Here is a 17,343-nt window from a genome sequence, read left to right as displayed (position 1 = left end):
ATTAGCCACCGTAGACTGCAGGTTTCAAGACACCTACATACGGAAGGTTACGGTATTTCTCTTCGTAATCCAGACCATACCCGACGACAAATTCGTGTGGAATGACGAAGCCGCTGTAATCTGCATGCAAGTCATTTTTCCGTCCTGTCGGTTTGTCGAGCAATGTCACGATTTTAACGGACTTCGCTTTCCGGTACTTGAAGAGGTCTACGAGGTAACCAAGCGTCAATCCGCTGTCGATGATATCTTCGACAATCAAGATGTCGCGTCCTTCTACCGATGTGTTCAAATCTTTTTCAATCTTGACTTCACCGGTTGATGTTGTCCCACCGTGATACGTCGAAACGTCCATGAAGTCCATTTCAAGATGCATATCCATCTTTTTGACAAGATCGGACATGAAAGGCATTGCGCCTTTTAAGACACACACAAGCAACGGAAAACGATCGTGATAATCCGCTGTCAAATCGCCGGCGAGTTCGCCCACTTTATTTTGGATCTCTTCTTCTGAAATCAATACTTTTTCCATATCGTTCATCAAGGTCATGCTAGGTATTCCTCCTCCATAATAAACACTACATTACCATTCTATCATTAAATAAGATTTTGCGAGGAGTTCAAATGACCCGAATATTGCAATTCGATGTCCAATGACGGCTAAAATCACTCCATTTGCATCGACGACGACCGGAACCTGTTCTCGGAGATAACGTGGAACCTTCGCATCAATCAGAATTCGACTGACTTTTTTCGAACCCACAGCAAGCTGCATTCGATCTCCTGGACGTGGCGGACGCACCGTCAACGGGAACGCAATCGCGTCCAGCGGGATACCTTGGTTTCCGATTGAGAAGCGAACCATTTGTTCACCATAATGATACGTTCCCAAATTCTCCCCTACTTGAAACGGTAAATCGTCATTCATTGACCGTATCACACGATCTTGCATCAAAAAGCCATATGCACGTCGCATCCTCCAGTTTCCATAATACACTTCGTCCGAGCCCTTATCCACCCGAAGCCACATGATGAAGTGACGAATCGTTTCTGAAGAAAACGTTTCTCCCGTTAGTGTCGGCAAGACAAGCCGCTGTAAATCCGTCGGTAATTCTAAAATACGTGCGACCGGAATTCCGTTTGCTTCCTTACACCGGTCGAGATAGGTCGCGACGAATGTCGCCTGCTCACGCATGATTTGCTGTCGCGCATGTGCTGCTGCTGCTGTTGCCTGTTCAAAACCAGGACGAATGTCTCGTAGTGGCGGAAGAATCTTATGCCGAATTTGATTTCGTAAATAGGTCGTTTCTGCATTTGATGCATCCTCTCGCCACGGTACCTCATGTTGCCATGCATAATCGAGTAACGCTTGCTTCGATTCATGTAGTAACGGTCGATGTAACCAGCCGTTACCAAACGGACGAATGACAGGAATCCCATCAACTTGTGCTTCTCCTCGAACGAGCTGAATGAGCAACGTCTCGATTTGATCATCTTGATGATGGGCGAGAACAAGACGCGAGCGTCCGGTCTCTTCCATGATGCGCTCAAAAAATGCATACCGTTCCTCACGACATGCTGCTTGAGAGCTCGTACGTCCTGCCCAGTCTAAACGCGTCATGAAAAAGAAAATCTTTCGAGTTGCTGCCCAGTCTTCGATAAAATGTGCTTCTTCGTCGGATGCTTCTCGTAATCCGTGATGCACATGTGCAATTGCAATGTCATACCCTTCTCGATACAACCGATCGACGAGTACCATCGAGTCACATCCTCCAGACACTCCGACTAGGAGCGGTTCGAACGGCACACCTTCCATTACGACTTCACCCCTTTCCGTTAAAACCTAAAAAAAGCTATCTCTATATAATAGAGATAGCTTTTTGAGAATGACCCGTACGGGATTCGAACCCGTGTTACCGCCGTGAAAGGGCGGTGTCTTAACCGCTTGACCAACGGGCCAAAAAAAATATGGTAGCGGCGGAGGGAGTCGAACCCACGACCTCACGGGTATGAACCGTACGCTCTAGCCAGCTGAGCTACACCGCCATATTTTTAACTCGTGCGTCTTAAGCACATTTTCTATAATACGGGCAGGTCAAATGAAAGTCAACGCTTTTTATAAAAATAATTTTAAAAAAATAAAAGATGGAATGAACGGCGTCATTCCATCTCTATTCTTATAAAGAACAGGTCAGCAAGTTATTGACGTTTTGCGCCGCGCCCGCCACGTTTTGAATCCGTTTGACGTTTCAATGTAGCAAGACGATCTTCACTATCTTTCAGGAAACTAGACATCAACGTATCGAACGATTGTTCTTTGCGCGGTGGTGGTGTATTACGGCCACCTTTGTTGAAGCCTCCACGATTACCGCCTCCACGCGGTCCTTTGTTATCGAACGAACGTGGTCCGCGATCTTGTCCTGCTGGACGTGGTCCACGATCGAACTGACGTGCTGGACGTGGGCGTTCACCTTCTGGACGATCGACGGCTTTTTTAATGGAAAGACCAATCTTACCATCGTTTTCAACACTTAAGACTTTAACGGTGATTTCTTGACCAACCGTTAATACATCATTGATGTCCTTAACATAAGAATCTGCCACTTCACTAATGTGAACAAGACCAGTTTTCCCTGTTGGTAACTCAACGAACGCTCCGAAATTCGTGATGCCTGTTACTTTCCCTTGCACTTTGCTGCCTACTTCAATCGACATAAATTGTATTGCTCCTTTTTAGTTGATTCGTTTCTTATTATACGAGTGATTCATTCTTTTTTCAATCAATCGGCAACCTTCAATTAGTCTTCAGGTGAAAAGTAGAAGATCGTTTCTCCTTTTTTCGAATAGAGCAACTCACTCCGGGCTAAGTTCGCCACATATTCTTTATCATTGAGACGATTGATTTCTTCTTTCAGACGAGCAGTCTCTTTTTTTGCTTTCGTCTGCTCCTGTTCAGCTACTTGAAATGACTGCTTTTGTTCTGCGATCAATTGCCGTTTTTCCATGTATGACCACCCCATGAGGGAAAAGATGAGCAAAAAGACGGTCAGACACAAGAAAAAGCGATTTTTGAGACGTCGACGGTTTTCAATAGCATTCTGACTCAATTGCTTCTTACGGTCATTGAGCGGCTTGATCTTTGGCGTTTGACGCCCTGATTCGAGCGGTGTTGGCATATCATCCCTCCTCTTTCTGAGTGGTCATCCCTGACACTCTTTAGTATACTTCCTTTTTCCGGTAAATTACATCGATTCTTCGGAATTCACCTTTTCTTCACGGATGATTTCATACATATCAGATGCTTCTTCTTTTTTCGCATGTTCTTTAATGCTTGAAATCGCAACTGTCACGATCTTATTTCCGAACCGAATCGTCATCTCATCACCTGCTGCTACCGTGCTACTTGCTTTCGCTACATTACCATTGATCGTAATCCGACCTTGATCAGCAACTTCTTTCGCAAGCGTCCGTCGTTTGATCAGACGCGATACTTTTAAAAATTTATCAAGTCTCATGACTGTTCCTCCTGCTTCGCTTGATGCCAGAGTGAATCTTGCTCTTCAAGCGTCATCTCAACGAGCGGTCGATCCGCTAGTTGTTCCATCCGTGTAAAACGGCGAATAAATTTATCATTCGTTCGTTGTAATCCTTCTTCTGCCGATAGACCGAGGTATTTTCCGACGAGTGTTATCGAGAACAGGACGTCTCCAAATTCTCCGAGTCGTTCTTCTGGGGCGGCTTCTTTCAATTCACGTAACTCTTCGATCACTTTTTCAAGTGCCCCCTCGACATCTGCCCACTCGAAACCGACTTTCGCCACTTTCTTTTGAATGTCTTCTGCGCGCATCAAAGCAGGTGCTCCTTTTGTCACACCATCAAGCAAAGAAGTCCGCTCTGGTTTTTCTTGTGCTTTGATGTCTTGCCAGTTCGACACAACGTCTGCTGAAGAATCAACAGTCGTTTCCCCGAAGACATGCGGATGGCGACGAATCATCTTATCGCTGACGCTTCCGATGACGTCTCGAATATCAAAATACCCTTCATCTAGACCAATTTGTGCGTGGAGCATGACCTGTAAGAGGACGTCTCCTAGTTCTTCTATCATTAAGTTATCGTCCTGAAGGTCGATTGCTTCCAGTAATTCGTAAGATTCTTCGATTAAATGACGTTTTAGGGACTCATGCGTCTGCTCTTGATCCCACGGACAACCACCTTCACCGCGTAATCGCGCGATAATCTCTTTTAAGGTCGCGAAGTCACGATTCAACGTCTGCTCATCCGTAACCGGTGGTACATAGACCGTCGTTAAGTTACTGAGCGTCGTCACATGATCGAGTTCATACAACGGTACGTTTTGAACGGTTTGCTGACTCGTACCTGCTGCTGTGACAAGAGTGACGAGATGTTCGTCCGGATAACGTTCCATCAACTGGACTTTTAAGTCGCCAGCGACGAGCGCGTCATAGACTTGCCCAATCAGTAGATGTTGACGAATCTGTGCTTCATCGACAGCAAATGCCGTTGCATCAAGTAACTGGAATCCTTCAATCGGATCCACGCCAAGTGCAGCGAACATCGGATCGAGAAAACTTTGTCCCCCTACGACATCGACATTGTCTGTCCGTTGCAACAACTGTTGCACAGTACTCTCAGCGACTAATGGATGTCCTGGAACGGCATAGATGATATCTGTCGTTTCAGAAAGACGAAGCAATTCCTCGACGATTTCTGTATATACGTCTTCAAACCGACTATGTCGTTCATAAACTGAGTCAAATGATGTAAAGTTCATTCCCTCTGCTGCAAGTTCTGAAACGACTGGATGATCCACTGTCCGCAAATAGACAGGTTGTGTCGTGTTTTTTAATAATCGATAGATGCCAAACGGCAATTGTTCGAGTTCGCCGACGCCAAGGCCGACGATCGTAATTCGGTGTGTCATATGCTCCTCCTACGTTGGTACATCTGATATAACTTATCTCCTAAAGGCAATAACGCCCACTCTTGTTCTGATAAGGCACGAAAGCGTAACGCCATACTGCCATAAATGATGGCACCACCGACGACAAGAACGCCGACTTCGAGTGCCGCACCGATTCGTGTCTCAAGCTCAAACAGCTGGAAAAACGTCTCGATCAGATACAGAAACACACCCATGGTAAGCACAGGTAAGACCAGTCTTCGATAAAAAACAGTTCCCGCAGATACACGACCGAACTTCCGGTTCAATAAAATCCATTGTGCTGCCGCCATGACGGCAAAACCGCCAAATGTCGCCATACCCGCCCCGATCATACCATATCGGGGAATGAAATAGAGGTTCAGAGTAAGCTTCGCCCCTAATCCGATAAGAACACCAACAAGCGCATACTTCTCGGCATCAACCGACTGGAGACAAGAGACGATCATCATCGCGATCGATGCGGCAAATGCCGTCGCTGCGAGCCAAATCAATCCCGCTGTTCCTTGATCATTTTGATATAACGCAATATTGAGCGGACGCATCACACCCATTAGCCCGATCGTCGCTGCAGCGGCAATCAATAAACCGGAACGGAGTAATGTCTCGAGTTGTTGACGCATCATCTGTGGATCGTGTTTCCGGTATGCGGTCGACAAGGCTGGCACACTCGCAAGGCTCATCGACGTCGCAAACAGAATCGCAAATTGCAGTAACGGATACCCACGGTCGAGTATTCCTTTTTCGATTTTTGTTTCCGTCGTATTGCCAAGTAGATTGACGAACGTTAATCCATCAATCAATTGCATCAGCAACAATGCAAGTGACGCGATACTAACTGCTACACCGCTTGTCACCAGCACTTTTCCGACACGTCTTATATGAATACTCGAAAATACCGGACGACCGATTTTCCCTTTCGCAAAGCGTAACAGGACGAATAACGAAACGATGCTGCCGCCAATCGCCGTTAAATGAGCGCTCGCACCAATCCAGTAGGGGTCCGCCTGCATCGAGACACCGATATACGTCACGAGCAACAATAGTCCGACACGGACGGCATTTTCAGAGACTTGGGATACAGCCGTCGGTCGCATCTCAAGATCTGCTTGGAACATTCCTCGTAGAACAGCAATCACGGGTAGTAAATAAAACGTACATGTTACCGCACGCAGGGGCACAACCAGTTTTGCATCCCCGAACCACCCAGCGAGCGTCGGGGCGATCCACCATCCGAGCAGACCGAAAAAGACGGTCATGGCAAGTAAGACATAAAAAATCGACCAGAGAACTTCTCGTTTCTCATCCGGGTGGTGAAGCGTCAACTTCGCCACGATGACAGGCAGCGCATAAATGCCGAGTGCTGCCGCAATCGCAAATAATGGATAGACGGTCTGATAGACGTACAATCCGAAATCACCAGCGAGGTTCTGATACGGAATCCGGTAAAAGAAGCTGAGCAATTTTGAGATATAACTAGAGATCGCAAGCAGTGCTGCGCCTTGCGCAATCGTTCGTCTATTCATCGCCCGACGAGCCGGCGATCAAGTTCCGCCAATAATTGTTCTGCCTGCATCGTCATCTGTTGCGTCGACTGTTTGTTGCGGTTGAGGGTTAAGACGAGTTTCTCCTCTTGTTGTCCCATTCCAAGACCACGTCCCAGTGGAACAGTCCATTTAACGAAGTCCGCCACATCGAGTTGTTGTGTCGATTGGAGCGATAAGACGATCTCAATTTTCGGATCGGTTTGTTTAACACGCTCGACACGCGCCCGTTCAGCGAAAATGCGCATTCGCGTCAACTGGATCAAACGCGCGACCTCATCCGGAAACTCACCGAATCGTTCAAGCATTTCCGTTTCGAGTTGTTCGAGACTATCGACGGTATCAACATATTTCAAACGTTTGTAGAACTCGATTTTCAGCTCGGAGTCTGTCATGTAGTGCGATGGAATATAGGCATCAAGGCTGAATGTGAACTCAGGAACGAATTTCTGGATGCGTTTTTTACCTTTCATCCGTTCTTTCCGCTCCTCGACTGCTTCTGCAAGCATCTGCGAATAGAGATCGAAACCAACAGAATCGATGAATCCAGATTGTTGCGAACCGAGTAAGTTCCCGGCACCGCGAATCGACAGGTCACGCATTGCGATTTTAAAACCGCTACCGAGCTCCGTGAACTCCTTGATCGCCTGCAGACGACTTTCTGCCACTTCCGTCAATCGTTTTTGCGGACGGTACGTAAAGTACGAGTAGGCGACGCGACTCGAACGACCGACACGACCACGTAATTGATAAAGCTGTGATAAGCCCATTTGATCGGCGTCATGAACGATCAACGTATTGACATTCGGGATATCAATCCCCGTCTCAATGATCGTCGTACTGACAAGGACGTCGGCATCTCCTTCGAAGAAGGCGATTAGCTGACTTTCGAGTTCGGTTTCCGTCATTCGACCGTGAGCCGTGACAATTCGTGCTTCCGGTACGAGGGCGCGAATCTCTTCTGCCTTTCGCTCGATGCCCTCGACACGGTTGTAGAGGAAGAATGCTTGTCCACCACGTCCGAGTTCCCGTTCGAGTGCTTCCCGCATGACGATTCCGTCGTATTCCATGACGTATGTCTGGACTGGATAACGGTTTTCCGGTGGTGTCTCAAGGACAGAGAGATCACGGATTCCGATCATCGACATGTGCAATGTCCGCGGAATCGGTGTCGCTGTCAACGTCAAGACATCGACGTTTGTCTTCAACTGTTTCAGACGTTCTTTGTGTTTAACACCGAATCGTTGCTCTTCATCAATGATCAACAATCCGATATCAGCGAATTGGACGTCTTTCGACAGCACACGGTGTGTCCCAACGACGACATCGATCGTTCCCTCTTTTAACCCTTGTTTCGTTGCCTTCAATTCTGCTGGCGAACGGAACCGGCTCATGACCGACACTCGAATCGGCCATTCACTGAATCGCTCAAGCATTGTTTCGTAGTGTTGTTGCGCAAGGACGGTCGTCGGTACGAGCAACGCGACTTGTTTTCCAGACATGACTGCTTTAAAGGCTGCACGAATCGCCACTTCCGTTTTCCCGTACCCGACGTCACCACATAATAGACGATCCATCGGACGCGGACGTTCCATATCTTTCTTGATCTCGGCAATTGATCGCAATTGATCGACCGTTTCCTCATATGGGAAGGAAGCCTCGAACGCTTGCATGTTATCGTCATCCTCTGGGAAAGCAAAACCGACGGCAGCTTCACGAGCTGCATAGAGCTTGATCAATTCATCAGCGATATCCTCGACCGATTTTTGAACCTTCGCTTTGACCTTTTTCCATTCCGTTCCACCGAGTTTATAGATTTTCGGCTCTTTCCCTTCAGCCCCGACGTACTTTTGAATCAAGTCGATCTGATCGACAGGAACATACAACGAGTCCTCTCCTGCGTAGACGAGATGGAGATAATCCTGATGATTACCGGCTACATCAATCGTCTTGATGCCATGGTACCGCCCAATTCCATGATGAATATGAACGACGTAATCACCTGTCTTCAATTCTTGGTAACTCTTGATCCGTTCAGCGTTCGTCAGCTTCGTCGTCTGCTTCCGGCGACGCGCCGGTTGCTTGAAGACTTCTTCTTCTGTGATGACGACGAGGCGCGCATTCGTCATCTCGAATCCACCATGAATTCCGCCAATCAGGATCGCTGGTTGACCACGAGTGATACCTTCTTTCGTTACGATCGAGGCTTCAACCCCATAATCGGATAACGTCTGGCGCATTCGCTCGGCACGTTCTCGGTTACTCGCTAAGAAGACCATCCACATGTCAGCGCGACGATATCGCTCGACTTCTTGCTTCAGGCGTTCCATCTGACCATGGAACGGCGCAATCGGTTTGATGCTGAAATGGATTGCCGCACTTTCCGGTACACCGCTCCGACGAGTCGGAAGGAGCGAGAGGTACAACAATGGTTGTCCTTCAAAGACATGTGTCATCGGAACGGACAGGACGTAATCACTGACGCTTTGTCCGCGTTCAATGAGCGACGCCATCCATTCTGCTTCCTCTGCATCCTGGACTTCTGCCGCTTCTTCGACCCGCGCGACTTCATCGACGATCAAGACGCTGCCCGTCACGTCTTGACGTAACGTCGACGTGTAGAGGATTGGTGCATACTTCGCGAACTGTTTCGGACGATCGCCGTTTTCTAATAACTCGACGTCGTAAGCGATCCCCTCTTCGAGTGCCGCGAGGACTTCCGTACTTTGGACGCGCTCTTTCGTCACCTCATAAAGACGACGGACTTTTTCGCCAGCCTCCTTTAACTGATCCTTGGTCGCGAAGTGTTCGGCTGCTGGCATCAAACATGCTTCTGCGACAACACCGAGCGAACGTTGGGTCTCCGCATCGAATGTATAGATCGAGTCGATTTCCTCATCGAATAGATCGAGCCGGTACGGGCGTTCAACCGTGAGCGGATAAATATCGATGATACTCCCGCGAACGGCAAACTCACCTGGTGTCGTCACGGTCGCTGTCCGCTCGTACCCCGCATCAACTAAATCCTGGACGAAGTCTGGAATCGACAAGATATCGCCTGGCTTCACCTGTTTGACGTGCGACAAGAACGTCTCTGCACCCGGAACATATCGGCGTAAGCCAACGAGCGGAATGATTAGGATCCCGTCGTCCGTCGTCAATAAACGATGACGGGTTTCGATCCGTGTTGCCCGCAGTTCCGGACTCGCCCCATAGGAGAGTTCCGCGGCTAATGTCTCATCGACCGGATAGAGCATGACGTCTTCTTCCGGCACGAGTTCAATCAAATCATCGTACAACTTTTGCGCTTGGAACATATTATGTGTCACGAGTACGAATCGACGTTTCGTCTCCTGATAAATCCCGGCGACGAACAATGCCTTTCCACTATTCATCAGACCAGTAATCAACTGAGCGTTGACACCGTCCCGGAAGCGTTCCCGAACCGTCTTGATTTCAGGAATCGCTAATAAGAGTTCTTGTAATTGTTTCATCTTCTTCCTCCTAAAACACGACAGCAAAAACGCTTTGGAACCCCCAAAGCGTTGCGTTCAGTTATACCGATTCATCAAAGCGAGAAACGGTGTGTCTATAAAGTCCGTCGCTACATCGACAGACGCATTGAGTACGTGTTGCAGACTTCCTTGTTCCGCCTTCGAAAAATTCATTAACACCCAGTCGATGACTTGGATTGGTGCCGGTGGTCGACCAACACCGAGTTTAAGACGCTTGATTTCCTGCGTACCGAGGTGCTGGATCAACGACTTGACGCCGTTATGACCGCCTGCACTGCCTTTCGAACGCAAGCGCAATTTCTCAAGTGGTAAATCCAGATCATCATAGATGACGAGCACATCCTCGACCGCGATCTTGTAGAAATCAAGTAACGGTCGCACCGCTTCACCTGATAAATTCATATACGTCAATGGCTTGACGAGCACGACACGTTCTCCGTTTATCATTCCCGTTCCGAAGAGGGCTTTAAACTTCGATTCTGAAAGCGTGATCCCGTGTTTCTCCGCTAAGGCATCGATCGCAAGAAAACCGATGTTGTGGCGCGTATTCGCATACTTCGCGCCAGGATTCCCTAATCCGACGATACATTTCATATCGATTCCTCATTTCTGTTTAAAAAAGTAAACGAACAAGGGTCCGATTTCAATAAACCGGACCACATCGTTCGTATGCATAAGCAATCAGCTGAAGAGCGGGCTGATTGATTTCTGTTCGTGTACACGGATGATTGCTTCTGCAAGCAAGCGTGCCACAGAGATTTGTTTGATTTTGCTTGCACATTCGCGTTGTGTTAAATCGATCGTGTTCAAGACGACGAGTTCTTCGATCGCTGAGTTCTCAATTCGCTCCATTGCCGGACCTGAAAGAACAGGGTGTGTACAACATGCATAGACTTGTTTCGCTCCGTTTTCGATCAAAGCGTTCGCTGCAAGTGTGATCGTACCCGCTGTATCGATGATGTCATCGATGATGATGGCAATCTTGCCATCGACTTGACCAACGATGTTCATGACTTCTGCGACGTTCGGTTTCGGACGGCGTTTGTCGATGATCGCGATTGGTGCTTTTAATTGCTCTGCTAATTTACGTGCCCGTGTGACACCGCCATGGTCTGGAGAAACGATGACGAGTTCGTTTGGATCGATGTTCTTTTTCTCGAAATATGAAGCGAGAAGCGGTACACCCATCAATTGATCTACTGGAATATCGAAGAACCCTTGGATTTGTGCTGCATGGAGATCCATCGTCACGACGCGTGTCGCCCCTGCTACTTCAAGCAAGTTCGCAACGAGTTTCGCCGTGATTGGCTCACGTGAACGTGCTTTGCGATCTTGACGCGCATAACCGTAATACGGAATGACGACGTTGATCGTCCGTGCAGACGCCCGTTTCAGTGCATCGATCATGATGAGAAGTTCCATCAGGTTTTCGTTGACTGGTTGGCTTGTCGATTGAATGATGTAAATATCATCCCCCCGGACACTTTCTTCGATGTTCATCGAAATTTCGCCATCACTGAAGTGTTTGACTGAACTTTCGCTCACCGGGATTCCGATGACTTTAGCGATTTCCTCTGCCAGTGGTTTGTTCGAGTTGAGTGCGAAAATACGAATTTCATGTTCTAAGACAGTAGACATGTGTAGGTGGCCTCCATTTGTTTGGGTTTAGACGAGTAGAGCGACAAGTAATGAATTAACGATAATCGGGTTTCGTCGTTTGACGTTCCCGTGCGATCGCGAGACCGTTTTCCGGCACATCGTCTGTGACGGTTGATCCGGCAGCAACAAGGGCATTCTTGCCGACCGTGACCGGTGCAATCAAGTTGACGTTACAGCCGATGAAGGCATCGTCCTCAATGATCGTCTGGAATTTATTTTTTCCATCATAGTTGACCGTGATCGATCCACAACCGAGGTTGACGTTCTCTCCGATTGTTGCATCTCCGACATAGCTCAAGTGGGCTGATTTGCTACCTTCGCCAAATGTTGATTTCTTGATCTCAACGAAGTTTCCGACGCGTGTGTTCGCACCGAGAACCGCTTGCTGACGTAAATGCGCAAATGGACCGACTTGTGCCGCTGGACCAATCTTGCTATCCGTGACGACGGATTGACGAACAATGGCGCCATCTGCCACTTCACTGTTACGGATATCCGAGTTCGGACCAATCGTACATTCTGAACCAATGACCGTCTGACCGAGCAACTGCGTACCAGGATAGAGAACAGTATCTGAACCAATCGTGACGTCTGGTCCGATGTACGTCGAAGACGGATCAACGAACGTGACACCTTGACGCATCCAGTACTCATTCGTTCGCTTGCGCATCGATGTTTCTGCTTGTGCAAGTGCGACGCGGTCATTGACACCGATCGTCTCTTCGAACGTAGGTGCCGCATACGCTGCGATCGTCTCGCCTGCTGCCTTTGCAATCTCAATCACGTCTGGTAAGTAATACTCACCTTGCGCATTATCGTTCTTAACCTGCTTCAGCGTCGTGAACAACATCTCATTATCGAATACATACGTACCGGTATTGATTTCACGAATCGCGAGCTCTTCTGCATTCGCATCCTTATGCTCGACGATTTTCGAGACGTTTCCGTCTTCGCCACGAACGATACGTCCGTAACCTGTCGGATCGTCAGCGAGTGCCGTCAAGACGGTCACTTTTGCGTTTGTCTCCGCATGATGTTGTAACAATGAAGCCAGTGTGTCACTCGTCAAGAGTGGTGTATCGCCACAGACGACGAGCGTTGCTCCCTGTTCGTTCCCGAGTACGGGTTCTGCCATTTGAACAGCATGTCCTGTGCCAAGCTGCTCACTTTGAAGTGCGTATTCCACCGATGTGCCAAGCACTTCTTTGACGGATTCCGCACCGTGACCGACGATGACGACCTGTCGCTTGACGCCGAGCGTCGCTAATTGATCGACGACGTGCTGTACCATAGGTTTCCCAGCGACTGGGTGAAGTACTTTGTAAAGCTTAGATTTCATCCGAGTTCCTTTACCCGCTGCTAGAATTACCGCGAAATGATTCATCCTTGTCGCTCCTCCACGTAAATTAGTGTTGATTTCGTTCTGAAATAGTACACTCGTTCCAACTATAACGAAAATGGCATCGTTATTCAATGATGGGACGAAGCGGAATCGATGAAAAAACGAGAAAAAAGACAGGTTTTCCCAAGAAGAGAAAACCTGTCTTTTTCTTATGCTTGATCTGCCGTTTGGGCAGAAGAGACTTCGTAACCGATGCCTTCTTCTTGATCCTCACGTGCCGCATAGGCTTCGAGTACTGAATCTTCGACCTTTTTTCGCATTAATGCATTGATTGGATGAGCGACATCCCGGAAGATACCTTCTTGCGTTCGTTTGCTTGGCATGGCGACGAAGAGACCACTGTTCCCTTCGATGACACGCAAATCATGTACCACGAATTCGTGGTCGAGCGTAATAGAGGCAAGTGCTTTCATTCGACCCTCTGCTACGACGCGACGAATTTTAACGTCCGTAACGTTCATTTTGTCCGCACCCCTTTAACCGTTGTCACAACTCTTCGTTGTCTACTTCTACTTACGGCTTAAAACAAACAAAGGTTTAGTCTTTCCCAATCTTTTTACGCATAATTTCCAAAAGTTTGATAATTACAGTATAGTTACAATCCATGCGGCTGTCAATTTCAGGTAGTCTCAGCTTCCGAGAAATAGTGGTCGACGTTTCCACGCTTGACTTGGATTTGACCAAGGTCGACGTCGACGTCCGCTAATTTCATTAAGCTGACGTATTCGTTGACCATCTTCTTCTCAGCACCTTCTGCCTCGATCAAAACACCAACACCTGCGACCTTTGCTTCGAACTCGCTTAAGAGACTCATCATTCCGCGAATCGTTCCGCCGGCTTTCATGAAGTCATCAATCAATAAGACATTCGCTCCACGTGGTAAACTTCGACGCGCGAGTGCCATCGTCCGGATCGCTTTTGAAGAACCCGAGACATAGTTGATGCTGACTGTTGATCCTTCCGTAACACGACTATCTGAACGCACGATGACGAACGGTACACCAAGTTGCTCAGCGACTGCATAAGCAAGTGGAATCCCCTTCGTTGCGATCGTCATGACGACATCGACTTTCTTTTGGCTAAAGACAGATGCAAACACTTGTCCCATTTGTTTGACCATCTTCGGATCTCCAAGTAAGTCCGTCAAATAAAGGTATCCCCCCGGTAACAGTCGGTCTGGACGAGCGACACGTTCACATAGATCATCGATGAACGGTAATGCCTTCTTACTGCTCCACGTCGGAATGAACATGACGCCACCCGCAGCACCTGGTACTGTAACGAGACGACCTGTTCCCTCATGTTCTAACATCTCGCTGACGATATCTAAATCTTCACTGATCGACGATTTCGCCGATTTATAACGTTCTGCAAAAATCGTCAATGAGACGAGATGATGGGGATGGTCAAGCAAGTACCGCGTCATGTCGACCAATCGACCACTTCTCCGAATTTTCATTTGTTTCGTTCCACCTCTCCGTAATTCCGAATATTCAATAGTGAATATATCATTTTCATACGGATATTATCAATGGTTTTCGCCTAAAAGACGAACGACGTAGACTTCGTTACAAAAGCCGCGTAATCCATTATAGAGACGTTGTGCCCGATTTTCATGCTCCGTTAGAGCAAAGACCGTCGGACCACTTCCGCTCATCAAGACGCCTTCTGCGCCACAACTTGCCATGAATTCCTTGATTTGCTCGACTTCTGGGTGCATCGGCAACGTGACCGCTTCGAGAACATTACCGAGTGATTGGCAGATGGCTTGGAAATCTTGCGCCTTCACCGCATCAATCATTGCTTCGACGTTCGGACGTTTTGCCGTGTTCAAGTCGAGGGCACCATAGACGTCAGCTGTTGAAACACCGATCGTCGGTTTAGCAAGAACAACCCAGCATGGGGGTGGTGAGACAAGTTTTTCTAGCTTCTCTCCGCGACCCGTTGCAATCGCTGTTCCACCCATGACACAAAACGGGACGTCAGAGCCCACTGCTGCGCCGACTTCCGCCAACTCTTCAAGCGTCAAACCGAGTTGCCACAACTCATTTAATCCGCGTAACGTCGCTGCCGCGTCACTGGATCCACCAGCGAGTCCGGCTGCAACTGGAATGTGTTTCTCTAAGAAGATCTCTACTCCTGTCTTGACGTCGTATTTTTCTTTTAAGATCGCTGCTGCTTTATAAGCAAGATTACGTTCGTCGTTCGGAACGTAAGCATGCTGGGCATTCATTCGAATTTCTCCTGACGGCAGCTCCGTCAATTCTAGACGGTCTGCCAAATCGACTGTCGTCATCACCATATGTACATCGTGATAGCCATCCGGGCGCTTTGCCGTCGCATCCAGGACTAGGTTGATCTTGGCCGGAGCCTTTACAATAATCGTCATCGTGCCGTTCCTCCTCTAGTTCGTTTCCTGTAGGAATTGTATCAACCTTTCCACAAAAAAAGAAGCGAACATTTTGTCCGCTTCGGAAGGTAAGTTTACGAATTCGCAAATTCGATTTGTACGGAGTCTGTTAGCACGTCGGCGTAGCTATAAGAAACTCGCTCGACATTGTGGCGCTCTGCGTCTAGCTTGACTACAAACACCGAAGGATACGTCTCAACGAGCGTTCCGATTCGGGTTACGACCTTTTTACGACCGCCGCTTGCTTTTAGCGTCAGTCTTTCACCAACATGTGTTTCGAAAACATGTCTGATTTCGTTCAACGTCTTTGGCATACGCTTCACCTCACTAATATTTATTATAGCATATTAAATAAATATTAGAAAGGGGAAATATTATATCTGTTCTAATCGTATCCGTCAACGTTTTTTAATTGGCAAAAGTGCATCTGCTAACTGTGCGAATTCCTGCAGGCTGAGCGTTTCTCCGCGACGACGTGGTTCAACCCCAGCTTCTAACAACGCCGCTTCGACCGCTGCTTTTTCCGTTTTCCCGAAGTGTGTTGTCAAGTTGTTTAAAATCGTTTTCCGACGTTGTGCAAAACTTGCTCGGACGATTTCAAAGAAGAGTGCCTCATCCTGTGTCTGTACCGCCGGCTCTTTTCGAATGTTCAAGCGGATGACTGCTGAATCGACGTTTGGTGCTGGAATGAAGACTTGTTTTGGGACCGTGAAGCAGACTTCAGCTTCCGCATAGTATTGAATCGCGATCGATAGAGATCCATATGCTTTCGTGCCTGGTTTTGCACCGATTCGTTCAGCGACTTCCTTTTGAATCATCATGACGAGCGTCCGAAACGGTGCTTTCGCTTCAAGGATCCGCATGATAATCGGTGTCGTGACATAATACGGGAGGTTCGCGACGACGGCAATGTCGGTGATGCCTTCTTGCGTGAACTCTTCAGCAACGATCGTCGAAAGATCGAGTTCAAGAGCATCACCGTGAATGACCTTCGTATGGGGATATGGTGCAAGTGTATCATCAAGAATCGGTAACAATCGTTGATCGATTTCAAGAGCAACGACTTTTTTCGCCTGTTTCGCCGATTGTTCCGTCAATGAGCCGATTCCTGGTCCGATCTCGAGTACACCACTCTCAGGCGTTAATCCAGCTGCTCCGACGATGTTTCCTAATACATTTAAATCGATTAAAAAGTTTTGCCCTAACGATTTTTTAAACGAAAAGCCATGTTTCGCTAAAATTTCTTTCGTCCGGTGCAATGTAGCAATGTCTTTCAAACTTCTTCCTCCTCTAGTTGTTTCAACGCTGCTTCCCATTCCGCCAGCGTGATTCGGATCGATGCGACACGTTTGACGAGTTGTTTTGCATTCGGTTCACCAATCGCAAGAATCTGACCGAGACGACGACGACGGATCGAGGCTGCTGGTCCACCAATCAAATCAGCTGCCAAAATCATCTCACGTGTCACTTCGGCAACCGGTGCTTCTTCCGTCTCATAGACAGCAGCGAGCGCCTCTTCGATTGCGGCAGGTGAGGCATGTTCAACACCAATTTTACCGCGCTTATCTTTTGCTTGAGCACGCGGAAGATAGGCATGTTTACAGCCTGGTACACGTTCATTGATTCGGGCACGGATACGATCTCCTGGAAAATCAGGATCCGTGAAAATGATGACACCGCGTCGTTCGAGGGCCTTCTCAATGCGTTGCATCGTCTGTTCATTAACGGCTGAACCGTTCGTTTCAATTGTATCGACATCAAAAACTTCTTGTAATCGTGTCGTATCATCTCGTCCTTCGACGACGATGACTTCTTTTAAGCGTTTCCGCATGATCTCTCCACCTTCTTCAAACACT

The 17,343-nt window shown here is 48.0% G+C and carries 17 protein-coding genes and 2 tRNA genes; all 19 read right to left on the bottom strand.

Features of this window, described 5'->3' with window-relative positions:
* Position 1 precedes the first annotated feature (1 nt).
* The 19 genes from hpt to rnmV all read right to left on the bottom strand — a co-directional run bounded on the left by hpt (position 2) and on the right by rnmV (position 17,318).
* On the bottom strand, positions 2-547 hold the full coding sequence (hpt, locus tag ACN9MT_RS00390) for a hypoxanthine phosphoribosyltransferase (RefSeq protein ID WP_035413256.1): 546 nt from the start codon (positions 545-547) through the stop codon (positions 2-4).
* A 33-nt stretch (positions 548-580) separates the two neighbouring features.
* The gene (gene tilS / locus ACN9MT_RS00385; protein ID WP_426272574.1) at positions 581-1,813 is read right to left on the bottom strand and encodes a tRNA lysidine(34) synthetase TilS; all 1,233 of its coding nucleotides are present in this window, start codon (positions 1,811-1,813) and stop codon (positions 581-583) included.
* 71 nt (positions 1,814-1,884) lie between these two features.
* Positions 1,885-1,956: transfer RNA gene (locus ACN9MT_RS00380), tRNA-Glu, on the bottom strand.
* A 10-nt stretch (positions 1,957-1,966) separates the two neighbouring features.
* Positions 1,967-2,043 (bottom strand) — tRNA-Met (locus ACN9MT_RS00375).
* 153 nt (positions 2,044-2,196) lie between these two features.
* A complete protein-coding gene (locus ACN9MT_RS00370; RefSeq protein ID WP_035413250.1) occupies positions 2,197-2,712 on the bottom strand; it encodes a S1 domain-containing RNA-binding protein in 516 nt (171 codons plus the stop codon).
* Positions 2,713-2,795: 83 nt separating this feature from the next.
* Positions 2,796-3,173 carry an FtsB family cell division protein gene (locus tag ACN9MT_RS00365; protein WP_035413247.1) on the bottom strand — a complete coding sequence of 126 codons (378 nt, stop codon included), beginning with the start codon at positions 3,171-3,173 and terminating at the stop codon, positions 2,796-2,798.
* Between the two features lie 66 nt (positions 3,174-3,239).
* On the bottom strand, positions 3,240-3,512 hold the full coding sequence (locus ACN9MT_RS00360) for an RNA-binding S4 domain-containing protein (RefSeq protein ID WP_023466556.1): 273 nt from the start codon (positions 3,510-3,512) through the stop codon (positions 3,240-3,242).
* Positions 3,509-4,939, bottom strand: a complete 1,431-nt coding sequence (gene mazG / locus ACN9MT_RS00355; RefSeq protein WP_290747856.1) for a nucleoside triphosphate pyrophosphohydrolase — start codon at positions 4,937-4,939, stop codon at positions 3,509-3,511. The genes ACN9MT_RS00360 and mazG overlap by 4 nt, the downstream gene beginning before the upstream one ends.
* Positions 4,936-6,483, bottom strand: a complete 1,548-nt coding sequence (locus ACN9MT_RS00350) for a putative polysaccharide biosynthesis protein (protein WP_056062004.1) — start codon at positions 6,481-6,483, stop codon at positions 4,936-4,938. The genes mazG and ACN9MT_RS00350 overlap by 4 nt, the downstream gene beginning before the upstream one ends.
* Positions 6,480-9,995 (bottom strand): transcription-repair coupling factor, encoded by a 3,516-nt coding sequence (gene mfd / locus ACN9MT_RS00345; protein WP_426272573.1) that lies wholly within the window; start codon positions 9,993-9,995, stop codon positions 6,480-6,482. The genes ACN9MT_RS00350 and mfd overlap by 4 nt, the downstream gene beginning before the upstream one ends.
* A gap of 57 nt (positions 9,996-10,052) precedes the next feature.
* Positions 10,053-10,610 carry an aminoacyl-tRNA hydrolase gene (gene pth / locus ACN9MT_RS00340; RefSeq protein WP_035413235.1) on the bottom strand — a complete coding sequence of 186 codons (558 nt, stop codon included), beginning with the start codon at positions 10,608-10,610 and terminating at the stop codon, positions 10,053-10,055.
* Positions 10,611-10,697: 87 nt separating this feature from the next.
* Positions 10,698-11,654, bottom strand: coding sequence for a ribose-phosphate diphosphokinase (locus ACN9MT_RS00335; protein ID WP_012368955.1), 957 nt, complete (start codon positions 11,652-11,654; stop codon positions 10,698-10,700).
* A 55-nt stretch (positions 11,655-11,709) separates the two neighbouring features.
* Complete coding sequence (gene glmU, locus ACN9MT_RS00330) at positions 11,710-13,059, bottom strand: bifunctional UDP-N-acetylglucosamine diphosphorylase/glucosamine-1-phosphate N-acetyltransferase GlmU (RefSeq protein WP_426272572.1); 1,350 nt, start codon at positions 13,057-13,059, stop codon at positions 11,710-11,712.
* A 167-nt stretch (positions 13,060-13,226) separates the two neighbouring features.
* Positions 13,227-13,538, bottom strand: a complete 312-nt coding sequence (gene spoVG / locus ACN9MT_RS00325; RefSeq protein ID WP_056061995.1) for a septation regulator SpoVG — start codon at positions 13,536-13,538, stop codon at positions 13,227-13,229.
* Positions 13,539-13,696: 158 nt separating this feature from the next.
* Positions 13,697-14,536: a pur operon repressor gene (purR, locus tag ACN9MT_RS00320; protein WP_023466544.1), complete on the bottom strand. Its 840-nt coding sequence runs from the start codon at positions 14,534-14,536 to the stop codon at positions 13,697-13,699.
* Between the two features lie 69 nt (positions 14,537-14,605).
* Complete coding sequence (gene ispE, locus ACN9MT_RS00315) at positions 14,606-15,466, bottom strand: 4-(cytidine 5'-diphospho)-2-C-methyl-D-erythritol kinase (protein WP_035413228.1); 861 nt, start codon at positions 15,464-15,466, stop codon at positions 14,606-14,608.
* Between the two features lie 95 nt (positions 15,467-15,561).
* Positions 15,562-15,801 (bottom strand): Veg family protein, encoded by a 240-nt coding sequence (locus ACN9MT_RS00310; protein WP_012368950.1) that lies wholly within the window; start codon positions 15,799-15,801, stop codon positions 15,562-15,564.
* An 84-nt stretch (positions 15,802-15,885) separates the two neighbouring features.
* Positions 15,886-16,764 carry a 16S rRNA (adenine(1518)-N(6)/adenine(1519)-N(6))-dimethyltransferase RsmA gene (gene rsmA, locus ACN9MT_RS00305; protein WP_035413227.1) on the bottom strand — a complete coding sequence of 293 codons (879 nt, stop codon included), beginning with the start codon at positions 16,762-16,764 and terminating at the stop codon, positions 15,886-15,888.
* A complete protein-coding gene (gene rnmV, locus ACN9MT_RS00300) occupies positions 16,761-17,318 on the bottom strand; it encodes a ribonuclease M5 (protein WP_035413223.1) in 558 nt (185 codons plus the stop codon). The genes rsmA and rnmV overlap by 4 nt, the downstream gene beginning before the upstream one ends.
* Positions 17,319-17,343 lie beyond the last annotated feature (25 nt).

Origin of the sequence: Exiguobacterium sp. R-17, from assembly GCF_049913315.1 — a bacterium.
In the GTDB taxonomy this organism is placed as follows: Bacteria; Bacillota; Bacilli; order Exiguobacteriales; family Exiguobacteriaceae; genus Exiguobacterium_A.
The sequence above is the reverse complement of the archived record's forward strand: the minus strand, read 5'-3'. Positions and strand labels throughout refer to the sequence as shown.

Excerpts from the sequence above, each read along its gene's own strand:
- ACN9MT_RS00370 (WP_035413250.1), bottom strand. The coding sequence starts at position 2,712 with ATGTCGATTGAAGTAGGCAGCAAAGTGCAAGGGAAAGTAACAGGCATC.
- mfd (WP_426272573.1), bottom strand. The coding sequence starts at position 9,995 with ATGAAACAATTACAAGAACTCTTATTAGCGATTCCTGAAATCAAGACG.
- spoVG (WP_056061995.1), bottom strand. The coding sequence starts at position 13,538 with ATGAACGTTACGGACGTTAAAATTCGTCGCGTCGTAGCAGAGGGTCGA.
- ispE (WP_035413228.1), bottom strand. The coding sequence starts at position 15,466 with ATGACGATTATTGTAAAGGCTCCGGCCAAGATCAACCTAGTCCTGGAT.
- ACN9MT_RS00310 (WP_012368950.1), bottom strand. The coding sequence starts at position 15,801 with ATGCCAAAGACGTTGAACGAAATCAGACATGTTTTCGAAACACATGTT.
- tilS (WP_426272574.1), bottom strand. The coding sequence starts at position 1,813 with ATGGAAGGTGTGCCGTTCGAACCGCTCCTAGTCGGAGTGTCTGGAGGA.
- ACN9MT_RS00350 (WP_056062004.1), bottom strand. The coding sequence starts at position 6,483 with ATGAATAGACGAACGATTGCGCAAGGCGCAGCACTGCTTGCGATCTCT.
- glmU (WP_426272572.1), bottom strand. The coding sequence starts at position 13,059 with ATGAATCATTTCGCGGTAATTCTAGCAGCGGGTAAAGGAACTCGGATG.
- pth (WP_035413235.1), bottom strand. The coding sequence starts at position 10,610 with ATGAAATGTATCGTCGGATTAGGGAATCCTGGCGCGAAGTATGCGAAT.
- hpt (WP_035413256.1), bottom strand. The coding sequence starts at position 547 with ATGACCTTGATGAACGATATGGAAAAAGTATTGATTTCAGAAGAAGAG.
- ACN9MT_RS00365 (WP_035413247.1), bottom strand. The coding sequence starts at position 3,173 with ATGCCAACACCGCTCGAATCAGGGCGTCAAACGCCAAAGATCAAGCCG.
- mazG (WP_290747856.1), bottom strand. The coding sequence starts at position 4,939 with ATGACACACCGAATTACGATCGTCGGCCTTGGCGTCGGCGAACTCGAA.
- ACN9MT_RS00360 (WP_023466556.1), bottom strand. The coding sequence starts at position 3,512 with ATGAGACTTGATAAATTTTTAAAAGTATCGCGTCTGATCAAACGACGG.
- purR (WP_023466544.1), bottom strand. The coding sequence starts at position 14,536 with ATGAAAATTCGGAGAAGTGGTCGATTGGTCGACATGACGCGGTACTTG.
- ACN9MT_RS00335 (WP_012368955.1), bottom strand. The coding sequence starts at position 11,654 with ATGTCTACTGTCTTAGAACATGAAATTCGTATTTTCGCACTCAACTCG.
- rnmV (WP_035413223.1), bottom strand. The coding sequence starts at position 17,318 with ATGCGGAAACGCTTAAAAGAAGTCATCGTCGTCGAAGGACGAGATGAT.